Raw genomic sequence first — 12,958 nt, 5'->3', positions numbered from 1 at the left:
TACGAGTGACTCTAATTCTTTAACCTTATCTCACATCAAAATGTTCTTCTTTTACCCATGCATTATTTCCAATCGCCAAATAACCATCTTTTCGTGCCAAAATTCTATATGGAACAGACCCGTCTACAAAGCCTGTATAATTTCCGTTAGGACCATCATACGTGTTAATACCGCCACCTGGTGGATATTTTGAATAAGCACTGAACCATTGTACATCGAAATGTTCCAGAGCAGCCCATGCCTCGTTTCCGAGACAAATCATAGGATTTTCATACCACGCTGCATCTATAATAAGATACGGTGTTTTATCATAAATTACCCTCGTAAAATATCCTCCTTGCGGTTGGCTATATAAATTAATCCCTCCATTATTCGGATATTTATTTACAGCAATCCCCAGACCTACTGGCTGTATTGGTTTATTATTATTGTTGTTAAATGCTTTATTTACTTTCTCAATGAATTGATCCAACCTTCCCTCGTCAAGCATACGGTGTGGACAATGTTTCCCACTCCACGATTTATGTGTACGTACATTACTAATTGGAATGTTGAATTGTTTCATTAACTGAGCTATAACGATTGCTGCATTATCTTCCGCCTTATAATATCTATCCCCACCGCTTAAAGAATAGCAAATTTCCACTCCGATGGATTTACGATTACCATTTCCGTTACCATCACCAGCATGCCAAGCATTACGATCAAACGGAATACCTTGTACTGCTTCTTTGTCATCTACTGCAACATGGAACGAAACTGCATTATTATTTCCAATCATATAAGAAATTTCATTTTCAGCTGATGCATCATTGTACGTATTATGTACTGTGATGAATTCTGGCTTCATTGCATTGGGACATTTTATAGCATATTTACTTGAATCCACTAATTTTTTTCTAATCTCCATTACTGAACATCTCCTTTTTATTCTCTCGTTTTTATTACTTAAAATTCTCACTGCATTATTTAGTACATCTAGTAACCTAATCTCCATACGGCCAGCATTATCTCTAATAAATTCCTTGTCTTCACCTGCTAAAAAAGAAAAAGAGCAACTGTTTATCAGTTGCTCTTCCTTTAATTCCTCTCTACACTCCTACACCATCGTTTTAAACGAATTCATAAAAAAGTATCACACTGCTTCTTCCATTTAATTTGATATTTATAGATTTCAAAATACTATCTCACATTAAAATGTTCTTCTTTTACCCATGCATTATTTCCAATACCCAGGTAACCATCTTTTCTTCCTAAAAGTCTATACGGAACAGACCCATCTACAAAACCTGTATAATTTCCGTTAGGACCATCATACGTATTAATACCGCCACCTGGTGGATATTTTGAATAAGCACTGAACCATTGCACATCGAAATGTTCCAGAGCAGCCCATGCCTCGTTTCCGAGACAAATCATAGGATTTTCAAACCATGCTGCATCTATGATAAGGTACGGTGTTTTATCATAAATTACTCTCGTAAAATGTCCACCTTGTGGTTGGCTATATAGATTAATACCCCCATTATTTGGATATTTATTTACAGCAATTCCAAGACCTACTGGTTGTATCGGTTTATCAGTATTGTTGCCACTGTCACCTTTCCCCAAATAATCTAGTGGATTCACAGCATTACTCTTACTAGCATCCCAGCGCCCTTTATGCAATTCAAAATGTAAGTGTTGGCCACTAGACTCCCCTGTGTTCCCCATAACCCCAATAGTTTGTCCTTGTGTAACATAATCGCCTACTTTTACTGTTCGAGAACCACTACGCATATGAGCGTATACAGTTTCCCATGTAACTCCATCAATAGTATGCACAATCATAATACATTCACCATAACTAGATGAAAGATAAGAACGGCTAACCTGCCCGCTAGCTGCTGCATAAATCGGATGATAGCCCGCTTCAGCAAGGTCTACCCCATGATGATCTGGTCTACTACCTCTAAAACCACTTGTTACTCTTGTTGTATCTGTAGGATAAATAAATTTTGCCATATTAGTCTTCCTTTCTATTTTTACACAATATAAAAAAGGTGCTTGAATGAGCACCTTCGTTCACTGTCTATATTTATTATTTTTTGGATGTATTTTAGTTTTTCAAATCTTAAGATTAACCGAACGAAAAGCTCCCCGTTATTATCTAACATCAAAATGTTCTTCTTTTACCCATGCATTATTTCCAATACCCAGGTAACCATCTTTTCGTCCTAAAAGTCTATACGGAACAGACCCATCTACAAAACCTGTATAATTTCCGTTAGGACCATCATACGTGTTAATACCGCCACCTGGTGGATATTTTGAATAAGCACTGAACCATTGCACATCGAAATGTTCCAGAGCAGCCCATGCCTCGTTTCCGAGACAAATCATAGGATTTTCAAACCATGCTGCATCTATAATAAGGTACGGTGTTTTATCATAAATTACTCTCGTAAAATGTCCTCCTTGTGGTTGGCTATATAGATTAATACCACCATTATTCGGATATTTATTTACAGCAATCCCCAAGCCCACCGGTTGTATTGGTTTATTGTTATTACCAGCTTCATCAAAATCTACATATTGTTTAACAATTTCAGAGTAGAAGAAATTCCCTCCATTTTTATATCGATAGCCACCATTATATGCAACAGCAATAGGTTGACTATATTTCACCATAACACCAGTCGTATTTCCAAGTGATGGAGCAACAACTGTTTTAGAATACAGATCTGCCACCGGTAATGAATGCTGTTTATTGTTAGAAGCTAACCAGCGAAGGTAAGCTCGTCCAAAATTATACGATTGAACAATGGCACTTAAATCTGTAATACCATTTTTCTTTGCATCATCAAAAGCTCCTTTTAGATGCTTTACTCCATAATAAATTGAATCTTTAGGATTTTTAATTGTATTCATCGCCCAACCTTGTGATTCACTAGACTGCATAATATCAGGTGTTGTCTCAGAGTTTCCTCCACTCTCCACCATAATAATTCCAAGCACGTAAGGAACTAACTCAGGTACACCTTGTGCAGAACATTCGCTTTCTACCATTGATTGCCAACGTAACACTTGCTGTGGCAGATTTTTTGTTTTAACTGAAGTAGCTAATATACTCATTACTAAATCTCTCCTTATTTTCCTATTATTTTTTTCTATAAAACTCTTAATCTACTAAGTACATCTAACACTTAAATGAAAAAATTTTTTAAAATTACTTCATGTTGCCCACCTTCTTTCACAACAAAAAGAGCAACCATAAAAATAGTTGCCCTTTCGTCGAAATCTTATATTACTACTATAAATCACTTTTTCAATACTTTCTGTACACTGCATGTATCCTACAAAAAGGTAACATTAAAACCCATCTACAAACTTGACAATCTTTCTTATTTCAGCATGTTTTCGGCGAATATAGCCTGTACTATAATGTAATTCAAACGCTATTTGTTCTAAAGTCATTCCATCAACATACTTCATTTTGAGAATTTGATGATCTAATCCTGTAAACTTATTAATTAAAATCTTTAAATCAAATACTTCATTGATCTTATGTCCTAATTCATATTCAATCGCTTCAATCCGATCTTCTACTTTAGCCCCTTCGGATTCAGCAGTTAATCGTACATTTTGTAAGTCCCCACTAGTCCAGCGCTTTAATTCTGCTTTTGATTTGTCTAAGTTATATTCTAAATATGCAATTTCTTCTTCTAGTTTCTGATAATCTTTGAGCCAGTCAAACATATAATAATCCCCCTACTTTTCTTTATTTAAATCCTGCTTTTATTTTGATCACCAAAGATAAACTAACCTTTATTATCAATTTAATAAAATTTATAAATATTAATTATGATTTATATTTTTTTAATAAAGTTTTTAATCTCTCACGCTCTTCTTCAATAGTTAACTCATTATTTTTTATAGGCTGATCTTCTGGAACATCTTCTTTTTCATGTAACCATTCTGGTACCATTTCACTTCGATTAGTATTCCTTGATCCAAATTGTTTTTTATTCTTACCAAGATCAAACTGTGCATCTAGCATAGCTACATCCTTGAGTGTTTTTACCTTTTTGGTTTCCCATTTTTTAAGAATCCCACGTACATATCTCCACTTTGGTACATTTTCATCAATTGATCTATTTACTGCTTCCCCAATTAGTTCACTACCTAATGATTCACAAAATACACCAAGCTCTCTAATCGCTATTTCACTTAATGAAATTCTATTCTTCATTAAAAATTGATGACTTATTTTAAAATCATCATTTATTAACCTTTGTGAGATTAATTTTTGTTTATTATCATGACGATGATTTATATTTTGTATATCAGTATTTAGTTCTTTCGTACTTTGTATATTAATATTTAGTAGCTTGTGATTTTCCACCGGTAGGTTACCAGCAACAGGTTTTCCAGCAGGTGGGTTTTCCACTGGTGGATAATCATCCACTGGGATTTCGTAAATAATTGTCTCCCACCTAACAATTTTGTTTTTTTCATCTCTAACAGGAAATCTTTTAATATATCCGTATTCTTTTAATTCCTGCATTCCAGCTCTTAAGCTATTTATACCGTCTTTTGCATGTTTCGATAATTCCTCTCTATAAAACACCCAATCATCTGGAAGTGTGAGTATGTAAGCTAATATCCCTTTCGCCTTCCAAGAAAGTCTTTTATCCTTTAAACCGGTATTATTAATAACGGAATAATTATTATCTTTTTTTACTCGGAAAATCCCCATAGTATCTACCTCTCATATTTTAAAACCTTTGTTTACCTACTTATTACATTCTTTAACTGTCCATTCACAGTTCTCTCATTCTGTCAAAATCAATAAATTCTTTTGCAATACCAATATGTCATTAACAAACCTTGTGCATTTATTACGATCTCTAATCCACTCCCTCCATTATTATTAAAATTTAGAAGGTCCGTACTCACTACTTTTAGCTTCCACCTAACAAAATCTACTTTTCATTATTTTCAAACCAGAGTGCGCTTAAAAAGAACTTAAAGTTCGATTTATTACTAAAAAAAATATTATCTACACTCTTATCAAAAAACTTTGCAATCTTCCTAGCTGTCTCCATTGATGGAGTTCTTTCTTTTTGATCAATCATTCGAATATAGCGTTCAGTTACTCCGCAATAGCTAGCAATTTCTTTATATAAGTTTTTTTTCGGATCGTACATTTTATTTCCCATTATCCTACCTCCATAAGAACAATTAGTTCTAAATACAGATTAAAGAACTAATTGTTCTTTGTCAATGCATAAAAGAACTTTTTGTGCTAAAATGAATTCAAAGAGAACAATTAGTTCAATTAGAGAGGTGAACAATATGATAGGACTTAGAATAAAATCCTTACGAAAAAAAGAGAATTTAACCCAAAAACAACTGGCAGAAAAAATTGGGGTATCCCAAAGAATGATAGGTTACTACGAATCAGAAGAGAGGTTCCCTCCACATGATGTTTTAACTAAATTAGCTGATTGCTTTTCAGTTTCAGCTGACTATTTACTTGGTCGATCTGTTACAGACGAACCAAACGAACAAGTAACGCCAAAAGATGAGAAAGATATAGCAAAAAGAATGGAAGAAATAAAGAAAGATCTACAAGGCGAAGATGGCTTAATGTTCTCTGGTGAACCTATGAGTCAAGAAGCGGTAGATTCATTATTAGATGCGATGGAGTACATTGTAAAACAAACAAAAGTAATCAATAAAAAATACGTGCCTAAGAAATATCGTAATCCAGACGATAACTGATGCAAGCTTAGGAGGGAAAACATTGAAATTCGTCATTAGAGATCTAGTCCAACAACTTTGCAACAAATACAACACGACAAACCCCTATGAGCTTGCAGATTACTTAAAAATACATGTACTAACATCGGATTTACATGAAGAAATAAATGGTTTTTATAAATATGAAAAAAGAAATCGTTTCATTGTTATTAATACTAATTTATCTCCATCTATGCAGAGAACTGTTTGTGCCCATGAATTAGGACACGCGGTTCTACATACTCATGCAAATACACCTTTCCTGCGTAAGAATACATTCTTTTCCGTTGATAAATTAGAGATAGAAGCAAATACGTTTGCTGCGCTTTTGTTAATTGACAAAAAGACCATTCAACCTGGTGATACAAAAGCATGTATAGCATACAAAAATAATATTCCAGTTGAACTATTAGAATTCTATAAACCTTTTTAAAAGGACTACAAGCTTCATATGGCTTGTAGTCCGTCTTATTCATCATCAATTGATTATCCTTTATGCGTTTAACTTAACACTCCAATCCTCATGATAGTATATTTTAAAGAAAATTAAGCAAAGCCCCCCTAAAGTGCCTTTCTCCGAATTGAAACCTCTTAATTGATGTTAAGAAAATACGCATTGCCTAAATACGATAAAAAAAAGACGCCATAAGGCGTCCCCCACATTTGGGTAGATAAGACTTTAGTTTTCCAACCTGAAGAAATTATGTATCAGCTCTTTAAGATTATATAATAATATTTATCTATTTTGATATTCATCGTTACATATTACCGTAAACCCCTCTATTTCCCATTAGATAAAGTAAACTACAACTTTAAAAAATTTCAAAGCATGTGTTCACATATATCAGTGTAATTCATCAAAAGTTGATAGATTCACCATCCTTTCTGTAGATTTCTCAAAAAAATAGCGTGCTTCTCGGCTTTAGAGAGTTATCTCACCCCCAAAATGGTACTGCATCCCTTATAGTATAGAACCATTAAAAATTTATAAAAGAGTGTTTTACCGCGATTTTGCTCTGAAATTCCACTTAACTCTCCTTTGTTAAATTTAATATGCCATTCCCTATCCAAAATGGATAGCAGTTTTTCATTAATTGGATATAACTCTATCCATTTCGAAATTAAACCATTTATAAATTATTTTAAGCTTTTCTTGATGGCCCTAATGATTTATCATTTCATTAAAATGGAATTACAAGAAAATATAGATTTTTTCCTCACTGAATATATAAGCACTAATTGTAAATTCTAATCGATGTAATAACATGATGAAATTAGGAGGATTTATATATGACATTAAGAAATTATAAGGTTTTAAAAGGAAAAGCTGTTAATACAGACATAGCTACGTCTGGAAAACCACATTTTGAAATCCATATTAAAGATGAACAGAACCACGATTACAGAATAGCTGTTAATATTAAGTCGGGGGCGCGTCCATCTGAAGTCCTTTACTTTGCTAGTGAAAATTTCAATTCTGAACAAATTACCAAATTACCAAATTTAAATTCTGGATTTACTTCAATAACCGAAAATAATAGAGATATTGCTCTAGACTATATTCGTGGTGGTTTATTTGATCCAAAGAAAATGATTGCTCTTCCTCATAATAAACCAGGTGCTGATAATGATTTGAAGGAAAAAATAGAGGGCTACATAAATGAAGCAATGGATCAAAACGCAACTATTTACGCTTTTGGCGAGGCATGGGGACCCGAGAAAAATGAGCCAGATAAATATTTTGATTTTGTACCTGGTAGCGGTATACATGATATTCATATGAATCAAGGTAATATCGCTAGATGGAAATCTGATGATGGAATATGGCAAGATGGTGGTCTTCTTATTCATTTTGAAGATGAAAATAGATGGGTAGGAATATTCTTAGCTTTCCAATCTCAATCGTGGTGTACAGATGAAAATGGCCACGCCACTAAACCAGCCAAACAGTGTGATCATTTACATTCAAATCATTAAGTTATAACATGGGTACTTTTAGACATGCATTAAGTTGCATTCTAAAAGCACCCAAACTAAATGCTTTATTCACTTATATTACTATTATATAAGCTAATTCTTATTTTCATTTCCTAGTTATCGTTCCACGTAATCTCGAACTTACTTTTTAGGTTTTTTAATCTATTCCCCTCTTCCATTTTCTATACTGTATCATAGGCTACACCTGATACACCATTTTCAATACCGTTGCACACGTAAATATATATAATTAAATATTTAAATTAACTTTTAAAATTGTCTTTCTTATATTATAAAAATCTAATATTAACTTTTAAATCTAATACATTTTTAGAATTAAATAATTATAATTCTCTAATCATAAAATTATCATGGTATATCTATACTTTCAATATTAATTCCAAATGGCATTTCCTTCCGAAAATAGCACGTAACTTCATATATATATCAAAAATAAATCACTATAAAACATGTAAATTTACCAATTAATACTTGTATAAATAAATGAGTTCATTCACAAGTTATATTTGAAATACTGCTTTCTAAGAAAAATATAATTAAGGTGGTGAAACTATAAGAATGAAAACATCCATTTTTCCTGGTGGTACTAATGATTCTCATAACGAATTACATGTTTCCGACAATTTCCCTAATCACTCTTCACCTGTTAACTCTATACAATCACTAGTGAATGAACTAAGCGAAAATCAGTTCCGGTCATATTTAACCCACTTGGTTTCATATCCAACAAGATTTTCTACTAGTTCTTTTTATGAAGAAGCTGCAACATGGGCTCGTAAGATATTAGATGAAATGGGATATAAAACTAGTAGTGAAACAATCTCTGTAAATGATAAAAATAGCCAAAATATTATCGCTGACAAATTGGGTACGAATCGTAATGATGGAAACAATTTGATTATTCTTACTGCACATCTTGATTCAGTTAACCATAGTGGAGGACCCTCATCTAATGCTCCTGGAGCTGATGATAATGGGAGTGGTAGTGCAGGAGTCCTTGAGATTGCTCGCATATTCAAAGACGTACCTACACAGCACGATCTTCGCTTTATCCTTTTTGGGGGAGAAGAACAAGGTTTATTAGGTAGTAAACAACATGTTGAAAATCTCACTACTCTTGATAAGAATCGAATTCGCGCAGTTATCAATATGGATATGATAGGAACATTAAACACCTCAACACCAGCAGTTTTAATTGAAGGTTCACCTTTATCAGAAGAGATCATTAATGGATTAAGAAATGTAGCATCTTTATATACCAATCTTGATGTCAAAATATCTCTTGAACCATTTGATAGCGATCATGTTTCTTTTCTTAATAAGGAGGTCCCTGCTGTTTTAACAATAGAGGGCGAAGACTCATTAAATCCTAATGAACATACCGCAAACGATACTCTTGAGCATATCCATTATCCACTTGCTCTCGATATTTTACGAATGAATGTAGCTTTTATTGCTTCTCAAGTTACAAATTTAGAATGAAAGAGGGAATTTTCATGAACAACTTTATCCATGAAGAAAGTTTCAATAACTCATCAGATGATTCTAAAGAAACTTCCCCTACCAGACGTAATTGTGGAACTATGAGTATGCACGAAAAATTATTGAGGGAATCAGAAGAATACAGAAAAGAGCGAGAAAAAATTGAAAAAATGACTGAAGAATATATTAAAAATAAAAAACGCTAGACATTTATATGATAACTTTTTAGTACTAAATTACCGTATATAATTACTAAAAATTTAAATACAATCTAAAGGAGAAATTACTATGACAAATCATACTAACTCATCAGAAAAAACAATTACACCTACTGTGCGTAGATGCGCAACTATAGATCTTCACCATAAACTACTACAAGAGTCCGAACAATATAAAAATGCACGTGTTGAAATAGAAAGTATGACGAATGAATACCTCAATAGCGCACGTGTACAAGAAGAAAGACCCGTTGTCAAAATTCCTGTTGTAGTTCATGTTGTATGGAATACTGAGGAACAAAATATCTCTGAGGAACAAGTTCATAGTCAAATTGATGTTTTAAATCTTGATTTCCGTGCAGCGAACCCTGATATAGCAAACGTGCCTTCTGTCTTTAAAGATTCTGTAAGTGACGCTAGAGTTGAATTCTTTCTTGCTACAAAAGATCCTAACGGAAATCAAACAAATGGTATCACTCGTACCCATACAACTAAGCAATCTTTTTCATATTTAGATGATCCCGTTAAATCACAAAGTACAGGTGGAGTAAATGCATGGCCAGCTGATAAATACTTAAATCTGTGGGTTTGTAAGTTAGAGGATGGACTTTTAGGATACGCCCAATTTCCTGGTGGTCCATCTAAAACAGATGGTGTAGTTATAGGATACAACTATTTTGGCACTACAGGTACTGCGACAGAGCCTTTCCATTTAGGTCGAACAGCTACTCATGAAATTGGACATTGGCTTAACTTATTTCATATTGGTGGCGATGATGATGGTGCATGCAGTGGCACTGATCGAGTTGCGGATACACCAAATCAAGCAGATCAAAATACTGGAAAGCCTACATTTCCTACAATTTCTTGTGATAATAGACCGAATGGCGATATGTTTATGAACTATATGGATTATGTTGACGATGACACTATGGTGATGTTTACAAAAGGTCAAGTAGATCGTATAGACGCATGTCTTGCTGGACCACGTTCATCCTTTCTTACAAACTAAAACATCAATCTAATTTTGTATCCGTACAGCTATAAGAACATGACGTAAAATAAGCATACTATACAAAATATATCAAATTAAAACTAAGGGCATGTACCTAGTACATGCCCTTAGTTTTATTCACCTTATAAATAACCTATCTAAATTTCCAAATTCCTTTTTATAGTTCTTGACTTATGCGCAATATTCCCTTCAAGTGTCTCTGCATATTTTGATTTCCTGCATGGACATAATGACCCCAGAATACATTAAAAATTAAAAACACTAAACATTCACATCACTTTTTAGTACTAACTTACCGTATATATTTACTAAAACTTCAAATAACATCTAAAGGAGAAATTCTTATGTCAAATCATACCAACTCATCAAAAAAAAAAATTACACCTACTGTGCGTAAATGTGCAACTATAGATCTTCACCATAAACTATTACAAGAGTCCGAACAATATAAAAATGCACGTGTTGAAATAGAAAGTATGACGAAGGAATATCTCAATAGCGCACGTGCACAAGAAGAAAGACCCGTTGTCAAAATTCCTGTTGTAGTTCATGTTGTTTGGAATACTGAGGAACAAAACATCTCTGAAGAACAAGTTCATAGTCAAATTGATGTTTTAAATCTTGATTTTCGTGCAGCGAATCCTGATATAGCAAACGTACCTTCTGCCTTTAAAGATTCTGTAAGTGACGCTAAAGTTGAATTCTTTCTTGCTACAAAAGATCCTAACGGAAATCAATCAAATGGTATCACTCGTACCCATACAACTAAGCAATCTTTTTCAGTTGTAGATGATCCTGTCAAATCACAAAGTACAGGTGGAATAAATGCATGGCCAGCTGATGAATACTTAAATATATGGGTATGCCATTTAGAAGATGGTCTTTTAGCATACGCCCAATTTCCTGGTGGTCCACCTAAAACAGATGGTGTAGTTATAGCATACAACTATTTTGGCACTACAGGTACTGCGACAGAACCTTTCCATTTAGGTCGAACAGCTACTCATGAAATTGGACATTGGCTTAACCTATTTCATATTGGTGGTGATGATGGTGGTGCATGCAATGGCACTGATCGAGTTGCGGATACGCCAAATCAAGCAGATCTAAATGTCGGAAAACCTACATTCCCTACAATTTCTTGTAATAATGGACCGAATGGTGATATGTTTATGAACTATATGGATTTTGTTGACGATGAAATTATGTTGATGTTTACACAAGGCCAAGTAGATCGTATAGATGCATGCCTTGCTGGACCACGTTCATCCTTTCTTACAAACTGATGCGGTTATCTAATTTTATAGCGCTATAGTTTTAGTGTTAAGTTATCAAAAAACACGAAATAAGTACTCTATAAATAATAGTAAATTAAATCTTGTTAAAACAAAAAGAGATGTCCTAGTATCATGTCTAGGACACCTCCTTTATTTTACTTGTCTAAATTTCTAAATCCTATATATCTCTATCGATTAAACAATTATTAAATAGATCTTCTATCTAAAACATAGTATTATCATTAACTGCCTCATTTGGAATCTCTTGAATTACATCCCAGTGTTCGACAATCTTACCATCCTTTATACGAAATACATCAACTATAGCAACTCCCTTATCTTGAGAGTTAGCACGAGAATGTACATGAAGAGCAACTATATCTCCTTCAGCCACTACACGTTTAATTTCTGCAGAGGAGTTAGGGTTTTTAACAAAATCCTCCTTAAAGAAATCCATGAAAGCTTTTCGTCCATCAGCCACAAAAAGATTATGTTGCTTATAATCTTCACTTACATATTTAGGAATGATATCGATATTATGTTTTTAAAAACTTCATTTTGTGGGTATCAAAATAAAGACGTTAAAAATCTAAACCTACATGAATGGGACTGTCCTTCTTGTTGTACACACCATGATAGGGATATTAACGCAAGTATCAATCTAAAGAATGAAGCGATAAGTCTTCTAACCGCAAGGACTGTGGAGATAGCCTAATAAATTAGAGTTCGATAGAACTCTTTACTTAGGAATCCCCCTCTTCTAAACGAAGTGAAAGTGGAGGTAGTTCAAGAAAAGAGACTTTTAATTCTGCATAAAAAATAGTTATTATTATCTCCGAAAATTTCTTGAAAATAAAAGCAGTTATGATTTGAAAGATAGCTTACCCATTAAATAATACATGCAGTTTCCATATAAAGTGTCAAGTGGTTTCAAGATAGTTTCTAACCCTATTTTTCAACTTTCTTTTCATGAAATTAAGTCTAATAATATTAATAAAATTCATTACATTAAGAGAAATACATGAAAAATATTGTTTTTTAAATTACTAATTGTACTATCTATGGTTATGATATGTAACCGGTTTAATATCAATCTTCATGCCGAAAATAACAAAAGGTGCATATACTAAATAGTATATATGCACCTTTTGTTATTTTTTAAAAAATCCAACTGGCATCGTTAC

At 33.3% G+C, this 12,958-nt stretch carries 13 protein-coding genes and 2 pseudogenes; 8 read left to right on the top strand and 7 right to left on the bottom strand.

Annotated elements, in window-relative coordinates:
* Positions 1 to 25: 25 nt before the first annotated feature.
* The 6 genes from ACS2FK_RS28985 to ACS2FK_RS28960 form a co-directional block, all read right to left on the bottom strand.
* Positions 26 to 910 carry a peptidoglycan recognition protein family protein gene (locus tag ACS2FK_RS28985; protein ID WP_000405795.1) on the bottom strand — a complete coding sequence of 295 codons (885 nt, stop codon included), beginning with the start codon at positions 908 to 910 and terminating at the stop codon, positions 26 to 28.
* Positions 911 to 1,182: 272 nt separating this feature from the next.
* The gene (locus tag ACS2FK_RS28980; RefSeq protein WP_063549719.1) at positions 1,183 to 2,004 is read right to left on the bottom strand and encodes a M23 family metallopeptidase; all 822 of its coding nucleotides are present in this window, start codon (positions 2,002 to 2,004) and stop codon (positions 1,183 to 1,185) included.
* A gap of 141 nt (positions 2,005 to 2,145) precedes the next feature.
* Positions 2,146 to 3,114 carry a lysozyme family protein gene (locus ACS2FK_RS28975; RefSeq protein WP_063549717.1) on the bottom strand — a complete coding sequence of 323 codons (969 nt, stop codon included), beginning with the start codon at positions 3,112 to 3,114 and terminating at the stop codon, positions 2,146 to 2,148.
* A 237-nt stretch (positions 3,115 to 3,351) separates the two neighbouring features.
* On the bottom strand, positions 3,352 to 3,738 hold the full coding sequence (locus ACS2FK_RS28970; RefSeq protein WP_000460736.1) for a DUF1492 domain-containing protein: 387 nt from the start codon (positions 3,736 to 3,738) through the stop codon (positions 3,352 to 3,354).
* Between the two features lie 103 nt (positions 3,739 to 3,841).
* A complete protein-coding gene (locus ACS2FK_RS28965) occupies positions 3,842 to 4,738 on the bottom strand; it encodes a DnaD domain protein (RefSeq protein ID WP_063549715.1) in 897 nt (298 codons plus the stop codon).
* Between the two features lie 226 nt (positions 4,739 to 4,964).
* Positions 4,965 to 5,201 (bottom strand): helix-turn-helix transcriptional regulator, encoded by a 237-nt coding sequence (locus ACS2FK_RS28960; RefSeq protein WP_000527099.1) that lies wholly within the window; start codon positions 5,199 to 5,201, stop codon positions 4,965 to 4,967.
* 136 nt (positions 5,202 to 5,337) lie between these two features.
* Between ACS2FK_RS28960 and ACS2FK_RS28955 the strand changes: the two genes are divergently transcribed.
* The 7 genes from ACS2FK_RS28955 to ACS2FK_RS28925 all read left to right on the top strand — a co-directional run bounded on the left by ACS2FK_RS28955 (position 5,338) and on the right by ACS2FK_RS28925 (position 11,783).
* The gene (locus ACS2FK_RS28955) at positions 5,338 to 5,766 is read left to right on the top strand and encodes a helix-turn-helix domain-containing protein (protein ID WP_000579787.1); all 429 of its coding nucleotides are present in this window, start codon (positions 5,338 to 5,340) and stop codon (positions 5,764 to 5,766) included.
* Positions 5,767 to 5,788: 22 nt separating this feature from the next.
* Positions 5,789 to 6,217, top strand: a complete 429-nt coding sequence (locus ACS2FK_RS28950) for an ImmA/IrrE family metallo-endopeptidase (RefSeq protein WP_000673773.1) — start codon at positions 5,789 to 5,791, stop codon at positions 6,215 to 6,217.
* An 857-nt stretch (positions 6,218 to 7,074) separates the two neighbouring features.
* Positions 7,075 to 7,761 (top strand): YukJ family protein, encoded by a 687-nt coding sequence (locus tag ACS2FK_RS28945; RefSeq protein ID WP_063549713.1) that lies wholly within the window; start codon positions 7,075 to 7,077, stop codon positions 7,759 to 7,761.
* Positions 7,762 to 8,340: 579 nt separating this feature from the next.
* Positions 8,341 to 9,264 carry a M28 family metallopeptidase gene (locus ACS2FK_RS28940; protein ID WP_000858089.1) on the top strand — a complete coding sequence of 308 codons (924 nt, stop codon included), beginning with the start codon at positions 8,341 to 8,343 and terminating at the stop codon, positions 9,262 to 9,264.
* Between the two features lie 14 nt (positions 9,265 to 9,278).
* Positions 9,279 to 9,470: a hypothetical protein gene (locus ACS2FK_RS28935; protein WP_001058667.1), complete on the top strand. Its 192-nt coding sequence runs from the start codon at positions 9,279 to 9,281 to the stop codon at positions 9,468 to 9,470.
* Positions 9,471 to 9,552: 82 nt separating this feature from the next.
* Positions 9,553 to 10,494: a zinc metalloprotease gene (locus tag ACS2FK_RS28930; protein WP_063549711.1), complete on the top strand. Its 942-nt coding sequence runs from the start codon at positions 9,553 to 9,555 to the stop codon at positions 10,492 to 10,494.
* 347 nt (positions 10,495 to 10,841) lie between these two features.
* Positions 10,842 to 11,783: a zinc metalloprotease gene (locus ACS2FK_RS28925; RefSeq protein WP_063549709.1), complete on the top strand. Its 942-nt coding sequence runs from the start codon at positions 10,842 to 10,844 to the stop codon at positions 11,781 to 11,783.
* 214 nt (positions 11,784 to 11,997) lie between these two features.
* On the opposite strand, the pseudogene ACS2FK_RS28920 reads toward ACS2FK_RS28925, so the two are convergent.
* Positions 11,998 to 12,318: pseudogene (locus tag ACS2FK_RS28920) on the bottom strand (nuclear transport factor 2 family protein); the annotation flags it as partial.
* A gap of 9 nt (positions 12,319 to 12,327) precedes the next feature.
* Here ACS2FK_RS28920 and ACS2FK_RS28915 point away from each other — a divergent pair.
* Positions 12,328 to 12,489, top strand: a pseudogene (locus ACS2FK_RS28915) (zinc ribbon domain-containing protein); the annotation flags it as partial.
* Positions 12,490 to 12,958: the final 469 nt, after the last annotated feature.

This window comes from Bacillus cereus group sp. BceL220, assembly GCF_051776965.1.
Taxonomy (GTDB): domain Bacteria; phylum Bacillota; class Bacilli; order Bacillales; family Bacillaceae_G; genus Bacillus_A; species Bacillus_A cereus.
The sequence above is the reverse complement of the archived record's forward strand: the minus strand, read 5'-3'. Positions and strand labels throughout refer to the sequence as shown.